Here is a 23,293-nt window from a genome sequence, read left to right as displayed (position 1 = left end):
AACCTGAGACGAGGGTCACAAATGCCATTCATCGATCTGAACAGCGACGTCGGAGAATCTTTCGGCAGCTGGACCTTCGGCGATGACGCCGCCGTGTTCGCTCACGTATCCAGCGCCAATGTTGCCTGCGGTTTCCACGCCGGTGATCCCAGCACCATCTCCCGGACCTGCCGGGACGCAGTGGCCGCAGGGGTGACCATCGGCGCCCATGTGGGATACCGGGACCTGGCCGGATTCGGCCGGCGGTTCCTGGACTGCTCCGCAACGGAGCTCGCCGATGACGTGCTCTACCAGCTCGGAGCACTGCAGGCCCTTGCCCAGGCCGCAGGCTCGGAGATTAAGTACGTCAAGCCGCACGGTGCCCTGTACAACACGATCGTCCACCACGAAGTGCATGCTCAGGCAGTAGTGGACGCCGTGCACACGTTCAACCCCGGACTGCCGTTGCTCCTTCTTCCTGGCGCCGTGGCCCTGCGCATGGCCGAGTCCCGTGGCCTGCGCGCCGTTGCCGAAGCCTTTGCCGACCGCGCCTACAACCGCGACGGCACGCTGGTGTCGCGCCGGGAAGAGGGCGCGGTGCTGCACGACAACGAGGCGGTGGCCAGGAACATGGTGCTGCTCGCAACGGAAGGCAAGATCGTAGCCCGGGATGGTTCCATCCTGGATGTCCGCGCTGACAGCATCTGCGTCCACGGCGACACGCCGGGCGCCGTAGCCATGGCCGGAGCCGTGCGGGCCGGGCTGGAAGCCGCCGGCGTCATGGTGCGGAGTTTCGCATGAGCATCACGGGAATCCGCTGGTCCGGGCCGCGGGCGTTGCTGGTGGAACTGACCGACCTCGCCTCCGTGCTGGCCTTCCATGACCGTGTGCAGAGCGAACCGTTTGCGGGGCAGCAGGATGCGGTCGCTGCCGCGTCCACCGTGCTGGTGAAGTTCGCGACGCATCCCCATGCGCTCGCGGCGCGCGCCGCCGTCGAACATTTCCAGCTGGAGGTCCGCCGGCAGGCCGGCGGGCGCGAGGTCACCATCGAAGTGGTGTACGACGGCGAGGACCTCGCCGAGGTGGGACGGCTGACCGGGCTGGGCGCCGACGGTGTCATTGCCGCCCACACAGGCCAGGCCTGGACGGCTGCCTTCGGCGGCTTTGCCCCTGGCTTCGCCTACCTGGTGGGTGAGGACAACAGCCTGACCGTTCCCCGCCGGACCTCCCCGCGGACGGCCGTCCCGGCCGGCGCCGTTGCGCTGGGTGGTGCGTTCTCAGCCGTGTATCCGCGGCAATCGCCCGGCGGCTGGCAGCTGATTGGCCGCACGGCGGCAGTGATGTGGGACCTGGAACGGGAGCAGCCTGCCCTCATCCGGCCCGGTGACCGGGTACGCTATGTCGCCGTGGAGGAGGCATCGGTAGGCCCAACACCACCGGGCGTCCATGCGCAGACGCCTGCAGGTGGCCCGCAGGACGCTTTAGTTTCCGGGTTGGAAGTGGAGTCTCCCGGACTGCAGTCGCTCCTGCAGGACCTCGGCCGCCCCGGGCTCGGCGATCTTGGTGTTTCCGCGGCCGGGGCGGCGGACCAGCAGTCAGCCCGCCAGGCGAACAGGCTGGTGGGAAATGGACCCGGCGCCGCCGTCGTCGAGAACCTCCTGGGCGGCCTCGCCGTCCGGGCGCGGGGCGACCAGGTGCTGGCGGTGGCAGGCGCCGCTGTTCCGCTGGAGATCAGCTCGGCTGGCGGGGGCGTGCTGCGCCGACCCCCGGTCGGTGCTCCCTTTGCCCTGCTCGACGGCGAAAGCCTCACCCTGGGCGCCCCCTCGCTGGGCCTGCGCAGCTACCTGGCAGCGCGCGGCGGTTTTAACGTTCACCCGGTGCTGGGCAGCAGGTCCAGTGACACGATGTCCGGTGTTGGGCCTCCGCCGCTGGCGGCGGGAACCCGGCTGCCGGTGGCAAAAGTCGACGGCGTGCGGCCGGTGGGCCATCCCGAACCCTCCACCCTGCGGCTGGGTCCGGGAACGGCCGAACTGAGGGTCACGCTGGGCCCGCGGGATGACTGGTTCACCGGAGCGGCTGTGCAGTCCCTCAGCGGGCAGGAGTGGAGCGTCACGGAACAGTCGAACAGGATCGGCGTGCGCCTGGTTCCCGATGCCGGCGAAGGAGTCGCCCTTGAGCGCAGCCGCGAGGGTGAGCTCGCCAGCGAGGGGGCAGTGGCAGGGGCGCTGCAGGTTCCGCCGAGCGGACATCCGGTGCTGTTCCTCGCCGACCATCCGGTAACCGGCGGTTACCCGGTGATCGCCGTCGTCGTCCCCGAAGATCTTCCAATCGCGGCTCAGCTGCCGCCCGGCTGCCGGGTCCGATTCACACTCGTGGATGCCACCACCCTTGAACCCCTTGAACCCCTTGAACCAGCCGTGAGCGGCGCAATTTCCGAAGGAATCCCGTCATGAAAAAGGTCCTGATCGCCAACCGCGGCGAAATCGCCGTCCGCATTGCCCGCGCCTGCTCCGACTCCGGGCTGCAGTCCGTGGCCGTGTATTCGGACCCCGACGCCGATGCGCTCCACGTGCGGCTGGCGGATGAAGCGTTTGCACTGGACGGGTCCTCGGGGGCCGAGACCTACCTGGACATGGCCAAACTGATCGCCGTGGCCGTCCGTGCCGGCGCCGACGCGGTGCACCCCGGATACGGCTTCCTGTCCGAGAACGCCGACTTCGCCCAGGCAGTTATGGACGCCGGGCTGACGTGGATCGGCCCCACCCCGCAGTCCATCCGCGACCTGGGCAACAAGGTGACAGCCCGTGAAATCGCCGTCCGGGCAGGTGCCCCGCTCGTTCCGGGCAGCGACGGTCCGGTGGCCAACGCCGATGAGGTGCTGGCCTTCGCCCAGGACTACGGACTCCCGGTAGCGATCAAGGCCGCGTTCGGGGGCGGCGGGCGCGGGCTGAAGGTAGCCCGGCGCCTGGAGGACATTGAAGACGCTTTCGAATCGGCGGTCCGCGAATCCACCGCGGCGTTCGGCCGCGGAGAGTGCTTTGTGGAGCGCTTCCTGGACCAGCCCCGCCATGTGGAAGCCCAGGTCCTGGCCGACACCCACGGCAACGTGGTGGTGCTGGGGACGCGCGACTGCTCCCTGCAGCGCCGCAACCAGAAACTCGTGGAGGAGGCCCCGGCCCCCTTCCTCACGCCGGGACAGCGCGCGCAGATCCACGCCTCCGCCAAGGCAATCTGCCGGGAAGCCGATTACCACGGCGCGGGAACAGTGGAGTACCTGGTGGGCAAGGACGGCATCATCTCCTTCCTTGAGGTGAATACGCGCCTGCAGGTGGAGCACCCAGTAACTGAGGAAACGTCCGGGGTGGACCTGGTCCGCGAACAGTTCAGGATTGCAGCCGGCGCAACCCTGACCTTGACCGAGGATCCGGAACCACGCGGGCACGCCCTTGAATTCAGGCTCAACGCGGAGGACCCGGCACGCGGCTTCCTGCCCGGACCCGGCACCGTGGAGGCCTTCGAGCCGCCGACCGGCCCCGGCATCCGGGTGGACAGCGGGGTCCGGTCAGGATCGGTGGTCTCCGGCCACTACGATTCGCTCCTCGCCAAGCTCATTGTGCATGGGGAGGACCGCCCGCAGGCGCTGCGCCGGGCGCGGGCGGCCCTGGACGAGATGCAGATCAAGGGGCTGCCCACGGTGCTGCCGTTCCACCGGGCCGTGGTGCGGCACCCCGACTTCCTCGCCGAAGACCGGCTGGGCGTCCACACCACGTGGATCGAGAACGAGTTCGCCGAGACCCTCGCCGCCTCGCCGGAGATAGCCCGGAGCGCGCCGGATGCGGCGCGAAGCACCATTACGGTGGAGCTGGACGGCAAGGCCGTTCAGCTGGGACTGCCGGCCAAACTGTACGAGGCACTCCTCAGCGGCGGAGGCGGTTCCGGGGCCCCTGCGGGTGCTGGCCGGCAGGCTGCCTCCGGAACCGCCCGGACGGACGACGACGGCAGCCTCGCTTCGCCGATGGCCGGCTCGCTCGTGAAGTGGCTGGTGGAGTCCGGCGACACGGTCGAGGCCGGGCAGCCCGTCGCGGTGCTGGAGGCCATGAAGATGGAGACCATTGTCGCCGCCCACCGGTCCGGGACCGCGGCGAGGGGCCCGCAGGAGCCCGGTACCGCCGTCGGGCGCGGCGATGTGCTGCTGACGATCGCCTGACAGCCGCCCACCAAGGGAGTTTTTGTCCAGGTAAAGCGCTTTTGCCACGGGCGAAGGCGCTTTATCTGGACAAAAACTCCGGAGGGAATCATCCCGAATGGCTGGCGGATGACCAGCCCGGTGGCGCCGTGGCGGTGACCGCCGTCCCGCTTAGGTAGATTGGGTTTATGCCCATGAACACTGCACTCCAAGGGATCGCCGACGGCGGCCACGCAACCCACGCCCACACCGGGGCGTGGGTTGCGGCGGTTCTTCGCGCCCGCATCTCAGCCGGGCAGCTTCCGCCGGGCACCAAACTGTCGGAGCAGAAGCTCTCGGCGGCCCTGGGCGTTTCGCGCAATACCCTCCGGGAAGCGTTCACCGTGCTGGCGGGGGAGTCCGTTGTGCAGCGGATCCCGAACCGGGGCGTCTATGTGGCAGCGCCCGGCGTCGAGGACGTGCATGAAATCTACCGGGTGCGGCGGCTGATTGAGCCCGCGGCCGTCCTGTGGGGGGACATCACGGACGAAGCCCTGGAGCGCCTCGACGCGATCATCGCCCGGGCACGGGAGGCATTGGCTGCCGGCTCAATCGCAGGCATGGCCGATGCCAACCAGGAGCTCCACAAGGCCCTGGTGGCACTGTCCGGCAGCGCCTCCGTGGACGAGCTCATGGAAAAGGTCCTGGCCGAGATGCGACTGGTGTTCCATGCCATGGCCACTACCCCGGACTTCCACAGCCACTACGTCGAGCGCAATGCTGCCCTGGTGGCGCAGATCCGGTCCGGCAGGCGGGAAGAAGCGGCCGCCGAGCTTCGGCGTTACCTGGACACCGCCGAACATGAGCTGCTCGCGCACATGGGCGCCAACCGGTCCTGACCAATAAAGTCCTGACCAGCCGGTCCCGAGCGCCGTTCCTGAGCGCCCCCGGGACAAAGGGAACGCCACGGCTCCGCAAACGGAGCCGTGGCGTTCTTCCAGCCAGCGGGCAAGCAGTGGATGCTAGGGCACCAGGTAGCTGCTGTCCCTGGCGTCGGTGATGAGCATGTGCCCGGGGGCATGTCCGATGGCCAGGGCAGGACGGGATTCCATCACGGCTGCCTGGGGTGTCACCCCGCATGCCCAGAACACGGGAACGTGGTTGGCGGGAATGTCCACCGCGTCGCCGAAGTCCGGACGGGCGAGGTCTGCGATGCCCAGTTCGGCGGGGTTGCCCACATGTACCGGAGCGCCGTGGACTGCCGGATAGCGCGAGGTGATCCTGACGGCGTCGGCAACCTGCGACGCCGGTACCGGGCGCATCGAAACCACCAGCGGTCCCGCCAGGGAACCGGCCGGTTCGCAGCGGACGCTGGTCCGGTACATGGGCACGTTGACGCCCTGGTCGATGTGCGCGACCCGGATGCCGTTCTCCTGGAGGGCGGCCTCAAACGTGAAGCTGCAGCCAACAATGAAGGTCACCAGGTCATCGCGCCAGTAGGCCGAGATGTCGGTGGGCTCGTCGGCCTTCACACCGTCGACGTAGACGGCGTACCGGGCAACATCGGTGCGCACATCGCCGCCGGCGAGCAGTGCGCCGGTGGTTTCTCCCGCGTCGAGCACTCCCAGGATGGGGCACGGCTTCGGGTTGCGCTGCGCGAACAGCAGCACGTCGAACGCCTGGGCTTTGGGCACGATGATCAGGTTCGCCTGGGCGTAGCCGGCGCTCCACCCTGAGGTGGGGCTGACAAGCCCGGAGCGGAAGAGTGCCCGGGCCTCGGACGGCAGGAGCGCTGCCGGGTTTTCAGGAAGTACGACGGCGGCAGGAGAGATGGTCGATTCACTCACCGGGTGCCTCCTATGCCCACAGCCTGGCGAGGCCGGCCAGGGAGTTCCAGCCGAGGAACAGCGTGAGCAGCCACGCGAGGACACCGATGATGAGCAGCCACTTCGGGTAGACGTAGCCCTGCATCAGGTCGCGCCTGCGCCATGCGACCCACAGCAGGAGGGCGAAGCCCACGGGGAGGATGAGGCCGTTGAAGGCACCGGCGAAGATGAGGAGCTGCTGCGGCGCCTGGCCGATCAAGAGGTATGCCACGGCGCAGAAGGCAATGAAACCAACGGTGATGAGGTTGCGGGTGCGTTCCTTCGTGGAGGAGTTGGTGATGAAGGAAACGGAGGTGTAGGCGGCGCCGATCACCGAGGTGACCGAGGCGGCCCACAAGATCACGCCGAACATGCGCAGGCCCACCTGGCCGGCAGCGGCTTCGAAGGCGGAAGCAGCGAGGTTGTTGTTGGCCAGGGCCACGCCGCCTGCAACCACTCCGAAAATGGCCAGGAACAGCAGGACGCGCATGACGCAGGTGACGAGGATTCCCACGATGGAGCTCTGGGTGATCTCCTTGACGTGTTCCACGCCGGTGGCGCCCGAATCGAGCAGGCGGTGGGCTCCGGCGTAGGTGATGTAGCCGCCGATGGTGCCGCCGATAAGGGTGGTAATCACCAGGAAGTCCACCTTTTCCGGCATCACGGTGTTCTTGAGCGCTTCACCGAGGGGAGGGGCGGAGACGATGGCCACGTAGAGCGTCATGAGGATCATCACCGCTCCCAGGATCACCACGATCTTGTCCAGGGCCACGCCGGCGCGCTTGCTGAGGAAGATCAGGATGGCGATGACGGCGGAGATCGCGCCGCCCAGTTTGGGATCCAGCCCCATCATGGCGTTCGTGCCCAGCCCGGTGCCGGCGATGTTGCCGATGTTGAAGACCAGGCCGCCCAGGAACACCAGCCCGGCGAGGAACCAGCCGATCCCGGGGAGGACCTTGTTGCCGAGTTCCTGGGCCCGCATGCCGGAGACGCCGATGACGCGCCAGACGTTGGTCTGCACTGCGATGTCCACGAGGATCGAGACGAGGATGGCGAAGGCGAAGGCCGCCCCCAGCTGGACTGTGAACGCAGCTGTCTGGGTGATGAAGCCCGGACCGATTGCGCTGGTCGCCATGAGGAACATGGCGCCCAGGAGGGCCGAGCGCCGGCCTGCTTTTGTTGTGCGTGTCTTGATGGTTGCGGTGCTTTCCACGGGTCCGTCCAAAGGTGCGGGTGACCGGAGTCACAGATGGGATGTACAGGCAACACTACAGACTGTTGAACAATCTGCGCAAGAGATTGTTCAACAATTATTTTGGTGACTGGCTCCGCTTTGGCCTTCAGAGGGTTGTTTGCGGATCCAGACCGTTAAGGTTCGGATCCGCGAACAAGCCAGGGTTTGCAGGGCGCCGGAGCTATTCAGCCTTGGCGCGGGCCTTTTTGGCGTCCTTCTTGGCGGCCTCGTCCTTGACCCGCTGGGCCTCGGCGCGGACAGCCGCGTGGGTGGAGCGCTCGGTGACCAGCCACGCGGGGGGAGCCTGCAGGAGCGCGGTGATTTCCGCCGTCGTCAGCGCTTCCTCCACGCCGCCGCGGGCCAGGCCGCTGATGGAGACGTTCAGCTTCTGGGCAACCACGGGCCGCGGGTGCGGGCCGTTGCGCCGGAGTTCCGCGAGCCATTCGGGCGGGTTGGCCTGGAGCTCGGCGAAATCGGCGCGCGTGATGGTTGAATCCTGGAACTCCTGCGGTGTTGCGGGCAGGTAGATGCCAAGCTTTTTGGCAACGGTGGCCGGCTTCATGGACTGGGAGTTTGCAGAGGTCATGCTTCAAGGGTATCCGGGCGGGCGGTACTGTGAAGACGTGCCCGCTGACAATGATTCCCCGCAGAACCCCAGCCCCTCCGAAGCTTCGGAGGAGGAGGCGGCGCGGGTGCTGCGTTTCGCCTACGTGGCCGGCGTGACGCCGGGCAAGTGGGTCCGCCGCTGGGAAGAGCGGGTGCTGGATATCCCACTGCAGACCTTTATGTCCGACGACGGCGCCCAGCTGGAGGTGCTGCGTGACGGTTCCGCGGACCTCAGCTTCGTCCGGCTCCCTGTGGAGCGTGAAGGCCTCAGTGTGATCCCCCTGTATGAGGAGCAGCCCGTGGTGGTGGCTCCCAAGGGACATGAGATCTCCGTGTTTGAGGAAGTGGCGCTGGCGGACCTGGCCGAAGAGTCGTTCCTGGACGTCGCCGCACTCGGCGGACCGGAGCCGGCCCTGCAGGTGGTGGCGTCCGGAGCGGGCCTGATCATCCTCCCGATGTCCGTGGCGCGCCATTTCAACGTCAAGGACACTGTTGCCCGGCGCCTGACGGGTGCGCCGGTCACGGAGATCGCGCTGGCCTGGCCAACAGGCTCCACGGACGAGGTCATCGAGGAGTTCATCGGCATTGTCCGCGGCCGGACAGCGCAGAGCTCCAGGCAGCCTTCGGCGCAGCAGGAGAAGCCCAGGAAGGAACCGAAGCCCGACCGGCGGGGCCCGGCGGTCAAAAAGCCCAAAGTGGCCCAACGGTACGCACCCAATCCTGATAAAGGCCGGGGCAAGGGTTCCCGGAAGAAGGGCAAGCGCTAGGCGCTTCCGGCCCCGTGAGACTGATGGCAGACCCCCGGTAAGGGTCAGCGGATAGTAAGCATACTTGCAATATGCATGGTAAGCATGCTTATTGTGTAGGCGGAAGTGATGCACCAGAAGAGGTGCCACCACGCCCGATCCGCCATCCACAGGAGGCCGCGGCCGATGACCAGCAACGTTGATCCAGATGCCCGGAACAGTTACCGCCTGCTAACGCTCGCTGCGCGGATGGTCCAGCGGCGCCAGGACGATGCCCTCGCGCCGCTTGGCCTGACCCGCGCCGCCGTCATAGCCCTCGAGGCGCTTGCTGCCGGACCCCTGAACCAGGAACAGCTGGCGGCTGCCGTGCACGTGCAAAGCCAGACCCTGGGACGGGTTCTGCTGCGACTGGAAGGAACGGGCCACATTACGCGGACGAGGCAGACGGGTGACCGCAGGCAGTTCAAGGTGGAACTCACGGAGGCCGGTGCCGCCGCCCTGGCTGCAGCAGCCCAGGCGGAGACCCGCGCCTATCCCCAGGATCCGGCCATCAGCTGGACCGTCCTACGTGAGGAACTTGCCAAGCTGGTGGGTTCCCTGCCGAGCCCGGACCAGGACTCCGCCGTCGTACCCTTCCCTGATCCGGAGGACCGGCGCGGGCGCAGCGCGGGTGGCCAGGGCGGCAAGCTGCACGGGCTGGATGAAGGGCACGTCGACCACCGGCGCGGATGACCTGGACCGTATGACCGTTAGCTGGCGGGGCAGGCTTCTTTCAGGGCAGAGACTGACTCAGCCGGCACCTGGTCCCCGGCATCGGCGATCTGGCCCAACGGCGTCGTGATGTCGGAGGGGACGCCGGCGGTCTCCGCGGCGGCCACCAGTCCGCCAAGCACGGCTTTGTCCTCCACGCTGACCAGCCCATCCTGGACCACGGCGCAAACCTGCTTGGTGACCTCGTCGGCAGCGGCGGTGGCAACTTTGGAGGCGGCGTCGCTCGCAGCCGTTTCGGCGGCCTCCTGCACGGATCCGCAGCCGGCAAGGACGAGCATGAAGGGGACGGCGGACAGGGCGGCAAGGCAACGTTTCATGATTCCAGCCTAAGGGGTTTGAAAACCGCTCTGCTCCACCGGACCTTGGAGTTTTTGTCCAGATACGGCGCCCTAAAGGCTGCTCAAGTCGCCAGATCTGGACAAAAACTCCAATGGAAGGGGTGGGTTAGCGCAGGCTGGCCGCAGGTGCTCCGAGGATGCTGTCCAGCAGGCTGTTGCGGAACTTGCCTTCCGGATCGTGTTCCGCCGCCAGGACCCGGAAGTCGGCGAAGCGCGGATACAGCGCCTCCCAGTCGTAGCCGGCAGGCGTGAACAGCTTGCCCCAGTGCGGCCGGGCGCCGAACGGGCGGAGCAACTCCTCCAGTTCGGGGAGCACTGCCTCCACCTCGGCCTGCAACGGCTTCCAGGTGAAGTGCAGGGCCACGCTTTGCTGCCGGTGGAACGGGCTGAGCCAGAATTCGTCCGCTGCTCCGGTGCGGATCTCGGAGACGAACAGCAGCGGGGCCAGCTTGTCCGCGAGGCTGCGGACGGCCTGGATGGCGGCGGGTCCATGCTCCAGCGGCATGATGTACTCGCTTTGGAGTTCCTCACCGTTGCTGGGCGTGAACTCGTGGCGGAAATGCGGCAGCCGGTCCAGCCACGGGCCTGGTTCGTCCAGCTGCACCGTGCAGTTTTCGCCGGACATCCCGGGCAGGGGGTGCCGGGCCCCAAGGGCCGGGGTGGCGCCGAACAGTTCGGTCAGGGCCGGGTCCGAGTCGAGAGCCTTGAGCCACACCTGGCTGATGGCGTCGCCGGCGTAGTCGGTGAAGAGGCTGACGCTGTAGGCGCTGGATACCAGAGCCGGAAAGTCGGCCAGGGCACGCTCCCACGGCAGGTTTTCCAGGACCCGCTGGCGCATCCGGAAGCTAGGCCTGACGGACAGTTCCAGGCCGGTGACGATGCCCAGGGCCCCGAGGCCCACCACGCTGCCGAGGAACCCGTCGCCGTCTTCGCGGGACAGGGACACCTGCTCGCCGGAGGCCCGGACCAGGTCGATGCGTTCGACGGCGCCGGCCAGGGAGGGGTTGTCCACACCCGAGCCGTGCGTCCCGGTCTGGATGGCGCCTGCCACCGAGATGTGCGGGAGCGAGGCGAGGTTGTGAATGGAGACGCCGGACTTTTCCAGCGTGCGGCACAGGGCGCCGTAGCTGACGCCGCCGCTGACCCGGACAGTCTGGCGTGCCACATCAAGCTCGATCTCCTGGGGCAGGGCGTCCAGCAGGATGTGCACGCCGTCAGTATCGCCCACGCGGTTGAACGAGTGCCTCGAGCCGAGTGCCTTCACCCGGCTGGCGCCGGCCACCACCTCGGCCAGCCCGTCCACCGAGTCCGGGCGGTGGACTTCGGTGGAGGAGTATGCGAGGTTTCCTGCCCAGTTCTTCATTGGATCGCTTTCCGGTGGAGGGTGTGGCTTCCACGCTACTTTGCGCACGAAAGTTGTCAAGGATTTCGTAAAGTCACCAGCTTCCGATGAGACGCCGGGGTGCTGGTGCTTCAGTTTATATCGTTGTAGATTCACCCGATGACACTTGCACAGACACCGCCGATGGGCTGGAACAGCTGGGACTGCTACGGCACCACCGTGACGGAAGAGGAGGTCTTGGCGAACGCCGCCTTCATGGCCGAGCGTCTCCTGCCTTACGGCTGGGACACCGTGGTGGTGGACATCCAGTGGTACGAACCTGCGGCCCGTGCCGGCGGCTACAACGACGGTGCCGCGCTGGAGCTGGACGGATTCGGCCGGCAGTTGCCCGCCGTCAACCAGTTCCCGTCCGCGGGGGGAGGACGGGGATTTGGTCCGCTTGCGGAGCGCATCCACGGGATGGGCCTGAAGTTTGGACTGCACATCATGCGCGGCATTCCCCGCCAGGCCGTCCGGGACAGGCTGCCCGTTGAGGGCACCGACGCCACGGCGGACCAGATCGCCGACACGTCCTCGACCTGCGAGTGGAACACCGACAATTTTGGCCTCAACCACCAGCACCCCGGCGCGCAGGCCTACTATGACTCGCAGCTGCGGCTCTTTGCGGCCTGGGGCGTTGACTTCGTAAAGGCCGACGACATGCTGGGGCCCTACTTCGCCGCGGAGATTGCCGCTTACCAGCGGGCAATTTCGCGCGGCGCCCGGGACATGGTGCTCAGCCTGTCGCCGGGCCGCGCGCTGTCCCTCGCCCACCTGGAACACCTCCGCGGCAACGCGCAGATGTGGCGGGTCTCCGACGACCTGTGGGACGTCTGGGACGACGTCGAAGCCCAGTTCGCCCGGATGGCCCGTTGGGCACCGCACCAGCAGGAGGGCGCGTGGGCGGATGCGGACATGCTGCCCGTGGGGCGGATTGCGCTCCGGGCCGAACGCGGGGACGAGCGGCTGAGCCGCCTGACTCTGGATGAGCAGCGGACCATGCTGACACTGTGGTGCGTCTCGCGTTCGCCGCTGATGCTCGGCTGCGACCTGCCGTCGTCGCCGCCCGAAACGCTGGCACTGCTGACCAACACCGACCTCCTGGACGTCCTTAAGGCGAGCCGCAACAACCGTGAACTGATGCGCGACGGCGGCCTGGTGCTCTGGGCGGCGGAGAGTACGACGTCGGAGGACCGCTTCGCCGCGGTGTTCAACACCGGGACGGCGGACCTGGTCCGGACAATCCCGGTGGCCGACCTGGGCGTGCCCGCAGGATTCGCGGGCCGGGTACGGGAGGCTTGGAGTGGCGATGAGGCCGCCATCGGATTTCAGGAAGGCCGTCCCGCACTCGAGGTGAAGCTCCCATCGCACGGTGCACAGCTGTACCGGTTCCCCGGCCAGTAGGCGCGAACGTACAGTTGGCGCCCCTGTGGGCCCCAAGTCTACGTTCGCGCGTTGCCGCCCGCTCCCCGCTTACTCCTCCCGCCAGTGCGGTGGCACGGTCAGTGCCGGCGGCACGAGCGTGGCGCTGCTGCCCCGGGCTGAGTTGAGCTGCGGTTGGGTGAGGAACAGTGCAGCGGCGAGGTCGGCGCCGTCGAGCCTCGCGTCGCGCAGGTCTGCGCCCAGCAGGTCCGCTCCCGAAAGGTCGCTGCCGCGCAGGTCGGCCGCGATCAGGCAGGCCCCGCGCAGGTCTGCTCCGCACAGCTTTCGGGCGCTCAGGTTCGTCCCGGCCAGGTCGGCGCCGGGTTGGAGGGCGGTGTCCAGGTGGTCGGTTCCCGCGGCAAAGTAGCCTGCGCGCAGTTCCTCGCTGACGCCTACGAGATTCGTCCTGACTGCTGTGTGGAGGCCCTCGAGATCGCAGGCGAGCAGCCCGGGAAGGGGACCGCTGGCAAGGTCCTCGATGACCAACCGCAGGTGCTTTGCCTCCCGGGCGGTGTCAGCGTCGAACGTTTTTTCCTGTGCCTCCGCCAGGTGCCAGAGCATCTCGTGCAGCTGCCGCACCACCTTGAACGCGGCGAACATGTCCGGCCGCGAGTCCGGGGCGTCGCGCCAGCTGATACCTGCGAACAGCTGCTGCGACACCGCCTGGCCGGCACCAAAGCAATCAAAAACCGTGCAGCCGCGGAATCCCCGGGGCCGCAGCCGGTCATGGATGGTGCAGGAAAAGTCCTGGTCCAGGTTAGGGCAGGGGGTGGCGGCCGGCTTGTCGATGGCGAAATCAGCGGACCGGGCGAAGCCGAAGGCCGTGCAGCACAGGGCGAAGCAGCTACTGCAGTCGGGGCGAAGGCTGGCCCGTTCCAGGGCGGGGTCGGCGAGTGAGCATTGTGAAGTGATGTTCATGGGTTCTCCCAAGGTTGGTTCCGGTGTGTGCGGGGAGAGGGGAAACTCCTGAGGAGTTCCCCCTGCGGGCGCGCGGAATCAGCACTCCTGGACGGGACGGCCGCCGGAGTTGTGGGAAGCTGCGGAAACTCTGGGTCACAGAGACATATGAAGAATCACTGCGGTCCAGAATACTCCCCGTGATACCGGGTTGTCAGGCTGCTTTGACCAGGGGGAGTTCATCCCAGTGGGTGGTGTAGCGCGGGGAGCGCATTCCTCGTTTCATGCTCCAGTCGGGTCCGCCGCGGATGCCGGCGTGGCCCAGCCCGATGGAGCCGCGGCCGTAGCGGCGGGCGATGTCTTCCAGGAGGGGTCTTATGTTGCGTTCCTCGTGCGGGTTTTCGAAGAGTTCCAGGGGTTTTTGGTTTCCGGTGGGCCGCAGGTCCGTCACCATGATCCCGGCGCGGGCGTACTTCACACCTTCTTGGATGGCGGGCAGCAGGGCATGGGCAGCCTTGGTCAGGATCACCGGGTCTGCCGTGGGCATGGGGAGCGGGACACACACGGAAGGGTAGGAGGTGTCCTGCGGGTTGTAATGCGAGGTGCCCGCGAAGGCCGTGAGGACCTTGGCCTGGAGATCGTGTTTGGCCAGCCGGGCGCTGGCCTGCTGGCCGTAGACGCTCAGCACCTGGCGAAGCTCGGCGGCGGTGGTGATGGGGGTGGAGAACGAGCGCGAGAAGATCAGCTGGTCCCGGCCTACGCGCTCCTCCTCCATGGGAATGCAGGGGGTGCCCTGCAGTTCCAGGACAGTCCGCATCAGCACCACAGAGAATTTGTCTCGGATGCGCACGGGGTCCGCCCGGCTGAGGTCAAGGACGGAATGGATGCCGATCGCGTTCAGCCGTTTGGTGAGGCGCGCAGCCACGCCCCAGAGTTCGACGACGGAAAGGCCCGCCATGAGTGCCTCCCGGCGGCCGGCCGGTACCGAATCCCAGCGGCAGACGCCGTCGAACGCGGGGTTGTGCTTGGCCCATTTGTTGGCCAGTTTGGCGAGCGTTTTGGTCCGGGCAATCCCAACGCAGACGGGTACTCCCACGTTCCGGGCCGCCGCCGCTTTGATCTCCCGGCCCAGCTGGAGCAGCGCGGCCGGGGAGCCTTTGACGCCGAGGAAAGCCTCGTCGATGCTGTAGACCTCCAGCCAGGCGGAGTACCGGCCCAGCAGTTCCATCACGCGGGCGCTGATATCTCCGTACAGCTCGTAGTTGCTGGACCTGGCAATCAGTCCCCATTCTTTCGCCCGCGGCGCGATCTTGAACCACGGCTCCCCAACCCCGATGCCGAGCGCCTTGGCTTCGGGGGACCGGGTCACGGCGCAGCCGTCGTTATTGGACAGCACCACCAGCGGTTTGCCCTCGAGGGAGGGGTCGAAGGCGCGCTCCGCGCTCGCATAGAAGCAGTTCACATCCACGAGGGCGATTTCCTGCATCTGCCTCATCGGCGCGGGTTTAGACATCTTCGGTCTCTGCGGGGCTCATGGTTCCTGGGCCCTAGACATGGTGCAGGCAGCGCGTAGCCACGCCCCAGATGGTCAGCTCGCTGAGGCTCGGAACGGGGATGTCCGGGTACCGGGGGTTCTCAGCCTGCAGCACCACGCCAGCGGAGGTCAGCCGCAGCCGCTTGACGGTCAGTTCCCCGTCCAGGACGGCGACGACCACCGAACCGTCCTTGGGTTCCAGAGCCCGGTTGACGATGAGTTCATCGCCGTCGCTGATTCCGGCCCGCTCCATCGAGTCGCCGGTCACCCGGACGACGAACGTGCTGGTGATGTCCTTGATGAGGTGTGCGTTCAGGTCAATCCGGCCGTCGAAGTAGTCCTGCGCCGGCGACGGGTAGCCGGCGGCTACCGCCACCGGCGATATCAGCACCAGCCGCAGGGAGAGGCCCGCATCTATCACGCGGGGACCGAGAACAACGCCCACAACACACCCTTATTCGAATATATGTTCGATACATCGAGTGTACAGCCCGCGGCCGACAATGGAGCTTGTTCACCAAGTTGCGTTGGATGCAGGATCAGCAGCCAAATGGTCACGGCCTTGGGATGTTCAATGAGTGTTTGCAGGGCTATCCTCGGCAGATGAACCAACATGCGGTCTCGACCGAGTCCGGCGGGTACATATTCGCGTTCAGCATTAGCCGGCGGTGGCTCCGGAAAGCCGGGTCGTGGGCAATTGCAGCTGGAGTGGTTGTTTCAGTGGTGGCAAATGCAACGGAGCCGTTCCGGGCCCCCTTGGGAATTGCGTTGGGCGTCCTAGCGATAACCCTGCTCATCGCGATTGCAGTCAAGAGCTCCTCACGGGGGCGGACGCCGGAACCAGCGTCGACCGAAGGCCGCGCGGGCGGGCAACGCATGATGCTTGGCAAGATGCCGGGCGCAAGGTCTGTAGCAGCAGAACTGGCCCTCCTTGCAGAGCTCCATGCGAAGGGCGCACTCTCTGACGAGGAATTCAGCGCCGCCAAGCTCCGCACACTTGGAGACTGATACCCAGTCACTTTCTGCCGCCTCCTCAGGCTGCCCAACCCACCCTTCGGAGGGGCACTTGCTCCCGGCGAGCCGTCGCTGCTGAGCCCGACGCTTGGACCGGGCTTTCCGGACGTCGCATGATCACCAAGGCAACATCTTCAGAGGGGAGAGGTTGACCCAGCCCACGTGTGGCTGGTTTTTGTCAGGTACCCAGGAGGCGCCGTTCGTGGGCGAATGCGACCAACTGGAGCCGGGTGCGGAGTTCCAGCTTGTCCAGCACGCTGCGCAGGTGAGTCTTAACCGTCGCCTCCGAAACGAACAGGCTCTGCGCCATTTCGCCGTTGCTGAGCCCTTTCGCGGCAAGCAGGAAAACGTCCCGCTCACGCACGGAGAGCAGATCGAGGACCGACAGGTCCGGGCCGATGGCAGGCGCGTTGCGGGCGGCGTGCTCGAAGAGGGAGTGTATGGAGCCTGGAGCGATCACAGAGTAGCCAGAGTGAACGGTGCGGATGGCTGCCAGCAGGAACTCCGGTTCGGCGCTCTTCAGCAGGTACCCGCTGGCCCCAGCCAGCACTGCCTGTACCACCGCCTGGTCCCGGTTGAAGGTGGTCAACGCGATGATTTTGGGTTTGTCGGTGCGGGCATCCGTGGCGTGCTGCACGATCTGCCGGGTGGCTTCGACGCCGTCCATCACCGGCATGCGCAGATCCATCAGCATAACGTCGGGACGCCATTCGATCGCCAGCCTTTTTGCCTCCTCCCCATCCGCGGCTTCACCCAAGAGTTCCATGTCATCCTGGCTCTCGACGAGCATGCGGATCCCCGCACGGAACAGAGGCTGGTCATCCACCAATGCCACAGTGATGGGTGACCCGGCATCAGCCACGGTCGGCCCCTTGCGGTTCGGCCGCAATCTGCCGTGCGAGCCCTGTTCCGGCGAGCACAGGCTTGGGTTCCGCACCTGAGACGTCAGTGACCGACGCCGTGCCTGCAGTGTGCTGGGCATCGATCCCGGATCCGGCCTCCCGGTTTCCATACGGGATGAAGACCGTCACGCGGAAGTGTTCTCCGTCCGGTCCGGCTGTCAGCCAGCCTCCGGCCAGATGCGCGCGTTCGCGCATGCCGGGTAGCCCGCGGCCCAGCGGGGGCGACGCTGGATCGATGACGCGTCCCTGCTCGGCCGCGGATATCGCCGAGGCTACGTGCAGGGTGAGGCCGGGCCCGGCCCAGTCAAAGTGGAGCCGCACGTCCGTGCCGCGGCCGCCGTGTTTAAGTGCATTCGTCAGGCATTCCTGGACGATCCGGAATATGGCCACCTCCTGGCCTGCGGAGAGCCCCACGGGCCTTCCGGACTCACTGCTTTGGATCGTCAGATTGCCTCGCTGCATGCCTTCAATTAACGGCTCGATGTCGCCCAGCTGGGGCTGAGGCGTGACCATCCCGTCGTCGTGGACCCCCTCGATGACACGCTGCGCGTCTACGAGTGCTGTTCGGGCCGACCGGGCGATGGTGTCCAGGGCGTTGAGCACCGCTTTGGGCTGGTCTTTGCTCAGATAGCGGGTCCCGTCGGCCTGGGCGGCAATGACTGCAAGGGAGTGGGCCAGGACATCGTGAAGATCGCGGGCGATGCGTGTCCGTTCCTGTTCCACGACCAGGTCAATTTCCGTTTCCTGCAGGCTGCTCTGGGCCAGCTCCCGGGAACGGAAGAGGTTGCCGCGTTCCTGGTAGAGGGCGAGCAGGAGCCCGGCCGCTGCGCAGGCCCCGGCGATCAGCAGGAGGAGGGCGAACAGCTGCCATCCGTGGGTTCGGAGGATCCCCCGATCGCCGCCGTACAGAGGGCCGAACCAACCAACGCCGGCACCGTATCTCCAGGACAGCATCAGGAAGGCCATGATGGCTGCGGCAATCACATTGGCGCCTGCTGCGACGTATCGCATGCGCGCCGGAGCGGTCCACATGATGAAGGCAAGGGCGATGAATGAGCCCAAGTAGATGGCCCAGTAATTGGGATACATCGCCGGGATGGAGTGAGTCAGCTGACCGGCGAGCAGTGCCGCTGTCAGCGCCAACGACGTTACGGGGTGCCAAGTGGCAGTCGCAATGGCCAGTGCCATGAGCACCAGAGGCCACGTGCCGGTCCAGCTGTCCAAACCGGTGTTGCTTATGCCGTAGCCCCCGTTGGGGCCCATCCGGCCTGCCTCAGCCCAGCACCACAGGGAGAAGAACATGACGGCCACCACGGGGGCGCCCCAACGCCGTGCATATTTCAGAACTGATTCCATGCCTGCCACCATATCCACGGCGTTCAGGCCACCCTCGCCCTTTCGGGCAATCTCAACCCAAAAGCCAAATGATTCATTCTTTGGGCCAGCTGCAGCCATTGCCTAAAACATGGGGCGGGGGCGTGTCGGCCGAACCTATTGGGTTCCTACTTGGAGGTCCATAGTCCCCACCAGGTCGCTCGAGGGCTTCTGCGCCTGAGTCAGCCGGTGCGATCTTGGGAGATCCGCACCAAGCGGATTTCGCGCACACCGTCGTCCACCTGCATGGTGCCGTCGGGGACGAATCCCTGCTTCCGGTAGAACGCCTGCGCCCGTGGATTGGGATCGGCGACCCACAGGGCTACTGACTCGTGCGTGCCGACGACAGCGTTCAGGAGGGCCGCCCCGGCACCGGACCCGTGATGGGCGGCAAGGACGTACAGCACGTAGAGATGGCTCCATCCGGGATTCGCATTCGCCGGCGGGCCAGCCATCGCGACCCCGACCACCGCGCCGTCGCATTCAGCCACCGCGACGCGGTTCGCGCGGTAGCGCTCGTCGACCAGGGCGGCGGTCCAGAACCGTTCGCGGGCATCCACGAGCCCCGGATCATCGAGCACGCGGTCGGGCATCAGGCCGCGGTATGTCTCCTGCCACGAGCGGACGTGCATCCGCGCCATGGCGGCGGCGTCTTCGACGCGGGCGGGGCGGACCGTAACCGGGGAATCCATGGGCGAATCCTACCGGGGCCTGGCGTCGGCCGGTCGTCTCCCAGGTTTCGAACCTTTGCCTTCCCGCGGTTCGAGTTTGGCTTCCTTGCCCAGGACGATCACGACGTCGACGGCGTACAGGACGTCGTCGGTCACCGGCGTTGGGTGTGGGATCAGGACAGGCCGGAGCGGCCGTGGGAGAGACCGGTGGGGAAACCGACCGGGACCGGTTCCGAGCAGCAAGCGGAGTCAGCGGGTGCGGCGGCCGCGGCGGGCACCTCGCAGCTGGTACCGGCGTCGGAGGAGCAGACGCCCGTTTCCGGGAGTTCGAGCTGTACGGTGTCAGCCGCCTCCCGGTCGCCGGCAAGGGCGGCTGCGACGGACCGGACCTGTTCGTAGCCCGTCGCCAGCAGGAACGTGGGTGCCCGGCCGTAGGACTTCATCCCAACGATGTAGAAGTCCTGGTCCGGATGCGCCAGCAGGGCCGCGCCGTGTGGCGGGACGGTGCCGCAGGAGTGGAATTCGGGGTCGATCAGCGGACCCAGCTGCAACGGTGCTTCCACTGCCGGGTCCAGGTTCAGGCGCAGTTCCCGAAGGATGTCCAGGTCCGGGCGGAATCCTGTGCACGGCACCACGACGTCCGCCTCCAGGGTGCGGCCGTCCACTGCTTCAACGCTTACACCGGAGTCCAGTGATTTGAGCGAGGCGATGCCGAATCCGGTGTGCAGTCCGATGGTTCCCGCCTCCACGAGGCGCCGGAGCCGGGAGCCGAGCTGGCCGCGAGCTGGCAGGCCGTCTGCGTCCCCGCCGCCGTAAACCTTCTCGGCCGAAGCTCCCCGGACGGCCCAAAGGATCCGGGTTTCCGGTTCTTCCTTGGCAAGGTCGGCGAGGTTGATCAGCGTATTGGCTGCGGAGTGTCCCGCGCCGACCACCAGCACGCGGCGGCCGGCGAAGGCTGAGCGTTCACGGCCACTGACGTCCGGGAGCGGAGAGGAGATCCGCCCGGAGGCGGCTTCCTCCCCGATGGCGGGCAGGCCGGCGGTGCCGAGCGGGTTGCGCGTTGACCAGGTGCCGGAGGCGTCGATGACCGCTGCCACGATGTGGTCGCGGGTTTCACCGTTCCCATGTTCCACTCGGACGACGAACGGTGTGGTCTCCCGGTTGCGGGTGTGGGTCTTGTCCATGCCGGAACGGGTCACGGCGATGACCTTGCTGCCCGTCTGCAGACGGGAGGAGATCGCCGGCAGCGCTGCCAGCGGGGCCAGGTAATTGTCGATGATTTCACCTCCGTATGGCAGTGCTGTGGGGCGCGGTGATTCCCAGCCGGAGGCCACAAGCAGTCGGACAGCTGCGGCGTCAAGGTTGAACCGCCAAGGGGAGAACAGGCGGATGTGCCGCCATTGCTCAATGGCCGCTCCCGCCGTCGGGCCCGCCTCAAAGACCAGCGGCTCGAGGCCGCGCTCCAGCAGGTGCGCCGCGGCGGCCAGGCCCACCGGGCCGGCGCCGATTACGGCGACGGGAAGGTCCGTCTTTGAATCCATGCTGTCCTCTGTTCGTCGGTAGGATCTGGCGGGCTCGGTGCCCAACTAGGTAGCAGTAGATGTCGTTTTGAGGGCCCATAACGACACACCTGCTGCTACCTAGTTGGGGGAGGGGGAGGATTAGCAGCAGTCCTGGTCCTCGTCGCAGCAGTCATCGCCGCAGCATCCGTTAGGCATGGAACTCACCCCCTTCCGGTTTACAGCTCAGGCGTGGGTGGGTTCTTCCACCAGTGCGGTGGCAATGCTGTCGGCGTCGTCCAGCGCCGCGAGGTAGCGCTCAGCATCCAGGGCAGCGGCGCAGCCGGTGCCCGCGGCGGTGATGGCCTGGCGGTAGCGGTGGTCCACCGCGTCCCCACACGCGAAGACACCGGTCAGGTTGGTGACCGTGGTGGGCGAGTCGACCTTGATGTACCCCTCAGCGTCCAACTCCACCTGGCCGGTGACGAGTTCGGTGCGCGGCACATGGCCGATGGCGACAAAGATCCCTGTGGCGGCCTGCTCCCGGGTTTCGCCGCTGCGGGTGTCGGTCAGCGTGACTCCGGTGACTTTGCCGTCGCCGTGGATCTTGGTGACGGCGGAGTTCCAGGCGAAGCTGATCTTGGGGTTGTCCTTGGCGCGCTGGGCCATGATGCGGGAGGCGCGCAGTTCGCCCTTGCGGACGACGACGGTGACGGACTTCCCGAAGCGGGTCAGGAACATTGCTTCCTCCATGGCCGAATCACCGCCGCCGACGACGACGATGTCCTGGTCGCGGAAGAAGAACCCGTCGCAGGTGGCGCACCAGGACACGCCGTGGCCCGAAAACGTCTTCTCTTCAGGCAGACCGAGTTCCTTGTAGGCGGAGCCGGTGGCGAGGATGACTGCCGGGGCCTCATGGACCTCACCGGCGCCGGTGACCACTTTCTTGAGGTGACCGGTCAGCGTGACCTCCGTGGCGTCGTCGAACACTACCTTGGCGCCGAACTTCTCCGCCTGCTCCTGCAGCCCGTCCATAAGTTCCGGTCCCTGCACGCCCGTCGGGAAGCCGGGGAAGTTCTCCACTTCGGTGGTGTTCATCAGTGCACCGCCGGCCGTGACGGAGCCGGCGAGGACCAGGGGCTTCAGGCCGGCGCGGGCGGCGTAGATGGCGGCCGTGTAGCCGGCAGGGCCGGAGCCGATGATGATCAGCTGTTCGGTGCCGGCAGTGTTGGGATCAGTGCTCACGGAAAGTCTCCTGGTGCTGGGAACGGGGTTACTTGGCGGCCGGGATGAGGGATTCGATCAGGTCCTCGATGCGGTCCTTGATCTGGTCGCGGATGGGACGCACGGACGCCACGCCCTTTCCTGCCGGATCCTCCAGGACCCAGTCCTCGTAACGCTTTCCGGGGAAGTAGGGGCATTCGTCGCCGCAGCCCATGGTGATCACCACGTCGGATTCCTTCACGGCCTCGGTGGTGAGGACCTTGGGAACTTCTGCGGACATGTCGATGCCGACCTCAGCCATGGCTTCGACGGCGGCCGGGTTGATCTTGTCGGCGGGCTGGGAGCCGGCGGAGCGGACCTCAATCCTGCCCTTGCCTAGGGTGGTGAGGAACGCCGCGGCCATCTGGGAGCGGCCGGCGTTGTGGACGCAGACGAACAGGACGGACGGCTTTTTGGCAGTTTCGGTGCTCATGATGTTCTCCAAGTGGATGCGTAGGCGGTTTAGAGGGACGCGGGAACGGGGCTGAAGAAGCGCCTGCGGGCCCAGAGCGCCGCATAGACAAGTGCCACAAGGGCCGGGACTTCAATCAGAGGCCCGACGACGCCGGCGAGTGCCTGCCCGGACGTGACTCCGAATGTGCCGACCGCCACAGCGATGGCGAGCTCGAAGTTGTTACCCGCGGCGGTGAAGGCCAGGGTGGCGGTTTTGGCGTACCCGAGGTCCAGCCACTTGCCGACCAGCATGCCCGCGGCAAAGACCACGACGAAATAGACCAGCAGGGGCAGGGCGATCCGGGCGACGTCGAGCGGCTTGGAAGTGATGGTGCCGCCCTGCAGGGCAAACAGCAGCGTGATGGTGAACAGCAGCCCGTAGAGGGCCCAGGGGCCGAGCCTGGGAAGGAACGTGCCCTCGTACCAGTCGCGGCCGTGGGCCTTTTCGCCAAGGGTGCGGGTGAGGAAGCCGGCCAGCAGCGGGATGCCGAGGAAGATCAGAACAGAGGCGGTAATGGCCCAGAAGGAGAACTCGGCGTTGGTGGTGGGCAGGCCAAGCCAGGAGGGCAGCAGCTGAAGGTAAAACCAGCCCAGGGCGCCGAAGGCGATGACCTGGAAAACAGAGTTGATGGCCACCAGTACGGCGGCGGATTCGCGGTCCCCGCAGGCGAGGTCGTTCCAGATCATCACCATGGCAATGCAGCGGGCCAGGCCTACGATGATCAGGCCGGTGCGGTATTCGGGCAGATCAGCCAGGAAGATCCAGGCCAGGACGAACATGAACGCCGGTGCCAGGACCCAGTTAATGACCAGCGAGGAGATCATGAGCTTCTTGTCCGCGATCACCCGGTGTGCCTGGTCGTAACGGACCTTCGCCAAAACCGGGTACATCATCACCAGCAGGCCGATGGCAATAGGCAGGGAGACCTCGCCGATCTTGACCGCCTCCAGCGCAGTATCCAGACCAGGGATCAGGCTTCCCAGCGCGAGGCCCAGGAGCATGGCGGCCACAATCCAGACCGGCAGGAACCTGTCGAGGGTGGAGAGCCTGGCCATGACAGCGGCCTCAGGCGGGATGGTGGTCTGCGTGGTCACAGTACTCCTGGATGATTGATGTGCGTCGATATAAGAAGTATCGCGATCTATATCGATGATTGTCAATCTATGTGCATAATGGAC

24 protein-coding genes are annotated in these 23,293 nt (G+C 66.6%); 8 read left to right on the top strand and 16 right to left on the bottom strand.

The annotated features are described in order from the left end of the window. Positions 1-21 precede the first annotated feature (21 nt). From AU175_RS10675 to AU175_RS10660, 4 genes are all read left to right on the top strand, one after another. A complete protein-coding gene (locus AU175_RS10675) occupies positions 22-780 on the top strand; it encodes a LamB/YcsF family protein (RefSeq protein ID WP_066288433.1) in 759 nt (252 codons plus the stop codon). Next, positions 777-2,432 carry a carboxyltransferase domain-containing protein gene (locus tag AU175_RS10670; protein WP_066288431.1) on the top strand — a complete coding sequence of 552 codons (1,656 nt, stop codon included), beginning with the start codon at positions 777-779 and terminating at the stop codon, positions 2,430-2,432. Before AU175_RS10675 ends, AU175_RS10670 begins: the two co-directional genes overlap by 4 nt. Beyond that, positions 2,429-4,186: an acetyl/propionyl/methylcrotonyl-CoA carboxylase subunit alpha gene (locus AU175_RS10665; protein WP_066288429.1), complete on the top strand. Its 1,758-nt coding sequence runs from the start codon at positions 2,429-2,431 to the stop codon at positions 4,184-4,186. The genes AU175_RS10670 and AU175_RS10665 overlap by 4 nt, the downstream gene beginning before the upstream one ends. A gap of 167 nt (positions 4,187-4,353) precedes the next feature. Next, positions 4,354-5,043 carry a GntR family transcriptional regulator gene (locus AU175_RS10660; RefSeq protein ID WP_066288427.1) on the top strand — a complete coding sequence of 230 codons (690 nt, stop codon included), beginning with the start codon at positions 4,354-4,356 and terminating at the stop codon, positions 5,041-5,043. A gap of 123 nt (positions 5,044-5,166) precedes the next feature. On the opposite strand, the gene AU175_RS10655 is transcribed toward AU175_RS10660, so the two are convergent. From AU175_RS10655 to AU175_RS10645, 3 genes are all read right to left on the bottom strand, one after another. After that, positions 5,167-5,991 (bottom strand): putative hydro-lyase, encoded by an 825-nt coding sequence (locus AU175_RS10655; RefSeq protein WP_066288424.1) that lies wholly within the window; start codon positions 5,989-5,991, stop codon positions 5,167-5,169. A gap of 10 nt (positions 5,992-6,001) precedes the next feature. Further along, positions 6,002-7,222 carry an NRAMP family divalent metal transporter gene (locus AU175_RS10650; protein ID WP_066288421.1) on the bottom strand — a complete coding sequence of 407 codons (1,221 nt, stop codon included), beginning with the start codon at positions 7,220-7,222 and terminating at the stop codon, positions 6,002-6,004. A 202-nt stretch (positions 7,223-7,424) separates the two neighbouring features. After that, positions 7,425-7,829 carry a DUF5997 family protein gene (locus tag AU175_RS10645; protein ID WP_066288419.1) on the bottom strand — a complete coding sequence of 135 codons (405 nt, stop codon included), beginning with the start codon at positions 7,827-7,829 and terminating at the stop codon, positions 7,425-7,427. Between AU175_RS10645 and AU175_RS10640 the strand changes: the two genes are divergently transcribed. Together AU175_RS10640 and AU175_RS10635 are read left to right on the top strand one after the other, a co-directional pair. Beyond that, complete coding sequence (locus tag AU175_RS10640) at positions 7,792-8,616, top strand: LysR family substrate-binding domain-containing protein (RefSeq protein ID WP_442855294.1); 825 nt, start codon at positions 7,792-7,794, stop codon at positions 8,614-8,616. The genes AU175_RS10645 and AU175_RS10640 overlap by 38 nt on opposite strands. Positions 8,617-8,781: 165 nt before the next feature. Then, positions 8,782-9,327, top strand: a complete 546-nt coding sequence (locus AU175_RS10635) for a MarR family winged helix-turn-helix transcriptional regulator (protein ID WP_066288413.1) — start codon at positions 8,782-8,784, stop codon at positions 9,325-9,327. Between the two features lie 17 nt (positions 9,328-9,344). Here AU175_RS10635 and AU175_RS10630 read toward each other — a convergent pair whose 3' ends face one another. After that, complete coding sequence (locus AU175_RS10630; protein WP_066288411.1) at positions 9,345-9,683, bottom strand: hypothetical protein; 339 nt, start codon at positions 9,681-9,683, stop codon at positions 9,345-9,347. A 127-nt stretch (positions 9,684-9,810) separates the two neighbouring features. Next, the gene (locus tag AU175_RS10625; RefSeq protein ID WP_066288406.1) at positions 9,811-11,067 is read right to left on the bottom strand and encodes a D-arabinono-1,4-lactone oxidase; all 1,257 of its coding nucleotides are present in this window, start codon (positions 11,065-11,067) and stop codon (positions 9,811-9,813) included. 138 nt (positions 11,068-11,205) lie between these two features. Here AU175_RS10625 and AU175_RS10620 point away from each other — a divergent pair, with 138 nt between their 5' ends. Then, on the top strand, positions 11,206-12,489 hold the full coding sequence (locus AU175_RS10620; protein WP_082979110.1) for a glycoside hydrolase family 27 protein: 1,284 nt from the start codon (positions 11,206-11,208) through the stop codon (positions 12,487-12,489). A 69-nt stretch (positions 12,490-12,558) separates the two neighbouring features. Here the strand turns inward: AU175_RS10620 and AU175_RS10615 are convergent, their stop codons facing one another. From AU175_RS10615 to AU175_RS10605, 3 genes are all read right to left on the bottom strand, one after another. Beyond that, the gene (locus AU175_RS10615) at positions 12,559-13,425 is read right to left on the bottom strand and encodes a pentapeptide repeat-containing protein (RefSeq protein WP_066288401.1); all 867 of its coding nucleotides are present in this window, start codon (positions 13,423-13,425) and stop codon (positions 12,559-12,561) included. A 193-nt stretch (positions 13,426-13,618) separates the two neighbouring features. Next, positions 13,619-14,917 carry a Y-family DNA polymerase gene (locus AU175_RS10610; RefSeq protein WP_197497078.1) on the bottom strand — a complete coding sequence of 433 codons (1,299 nt, stop codon included), beginning with the start codon at positions 14,915-14,917 and terminating at the stop codon, positions 13,619-13,621. Between the two features lie 34 nt (positions 14,918-14,951). Continuing rightward, positions 14,952-15,383, bottom strand: a complete 432-nt coding sequence (locus AU175_RS10605; RefSeq protein ID WP_066288399.1) for a LexA family protein — start codon at positions 15,381-15,383, stop codon at positions 14,952-14,954. Between the two features lie 158 nt (positions 15,384-15,541). Between AU175_RS10605 and AU175_RS10600 the strand changes: the two genes are divergently transcribed. Next, entirely contained in the window at positions 15,542-15,946 is a 405-nt protein-coding gene (locus AU175_RS10600) for an SHOCT domain-containing protein (protein WP_156642282.1), read from the top strand. A 184-nt stretch (positions 15,947-16,130) separates the two neighbouring features. Here the strand turns inward: AU175_RS10600 and AU175_RS10595 are convergent, their stop codons facing one another. The 8 genes from AU175_RS10595 to arsB form a co-directional block, all read right to left on the bottom strand. Next, on the bottom strand, positions 16,131-16,814 hold the full coding sequence (locus tag AU175_RS10595; protein ID WP_066288394.1) for a response regulator: 684 nt from the start codon (positions 16,812-16,814) through the stop codon (positions 16,131-16,133). Next, on the bottom strand, positions 16,807-18,210 hold the full coding sequence (locus AU175_RS10590; RefSeq protein ID WP_082979221.1) for a sensor histidine kinase: 1,404 nt from the start codon (positions 18,208-18,210) through the stop codon (positions 16,807-16,809). Before AU175_RS10590 ends, AU175_RS10595 begins: the two co-directional genes overlap by 8 nt. Before the next feature lie 200 nt (positions 18,211-18,410). Further along, on the bottom strand, positions 18,411-18,920 hold the full coding sequence (locus AU175_RS10585) for a GNAT family N-acetyltransferase (protein WP_066288391.1): 510 nt from the start codon (positions 18,918-18,920) through the stop codon (positions 18,411-18,413). A 9-nt stretch (positions 18,921-18,929) separates the two neighbouring features. Continuing rightward, complete coding sequence (locus AU175_RS22370) at positions 18,930-19,055, bottom strand: hypothetical protein (RefSeq protein WP_331711943.1); 126 nt, start codon at positions 19,053-19,055, stop codon at positions 18,930-18,932. 17 nt (positions 19,056-19,072) lie between these two features. Beyond that, on the bottom strand, positions 19,073-20,440 hold the full coding sequence (locus AU175_RS10580; RefSeq protein WP_066288389.1) for an FAD-dependent oxidoreductase: 1,368 nt from the start codon (positions 20,438-20,440) through the stop codon (positions 19,073-19,075). Positions 20,441-20,644: 204 nt separating this feature from the next. Then, positions 20,645-21,643 (bottom strand): thioredoxin-disulfide reductase, encoded by a 999-nt coding sequence (gene trxB, locus AU175_RS10575; RefSeq protein WP_066288386.1) that lies wholly within the window; start codon positions 21,641-21,643, stop codon positions 20,645-20,647. A 28-nt stretch (positions 21,644-21,671) separates the two neighbouring features. Then, a complete protein-coding gene (locus AU175_RS10570) occupies positions 21,672-22,094 on the bottom strand; it encodes an arsenate reductase ArsC (RefSeq protein ID WP_066288384.1) in 423 nt (140 codons plus the stop codon). A gap of 29 nt (positions 22,095-22,123) precedes the next feature. Continuing rightward, a complete protein-coding gene (gene arsB / locus AU175_RS10565; protein ID WP_066290938.1) occupies positions 22,124-23,170 on the bottom strand; it encodes an ACR3 family arsenite efflux transporter in 1,047 nt (348 codons plus the stop codon). Positions 23,171-23,293: the final 123 nt, after the last annotated feature.

This window comes from Arthrobacter sp. B6, assembly GCF_001663775.1.
Classification (GTDB): Bacteria; Actinomycetota; Actinomycetes; order Actinomycetales; family Micrococcaceae; genus Arthrobacter.
Note: the sequence above shows the minus strand (reverse complement) of the source record. Positions and strands in the feature narration are given on the sequence as shown.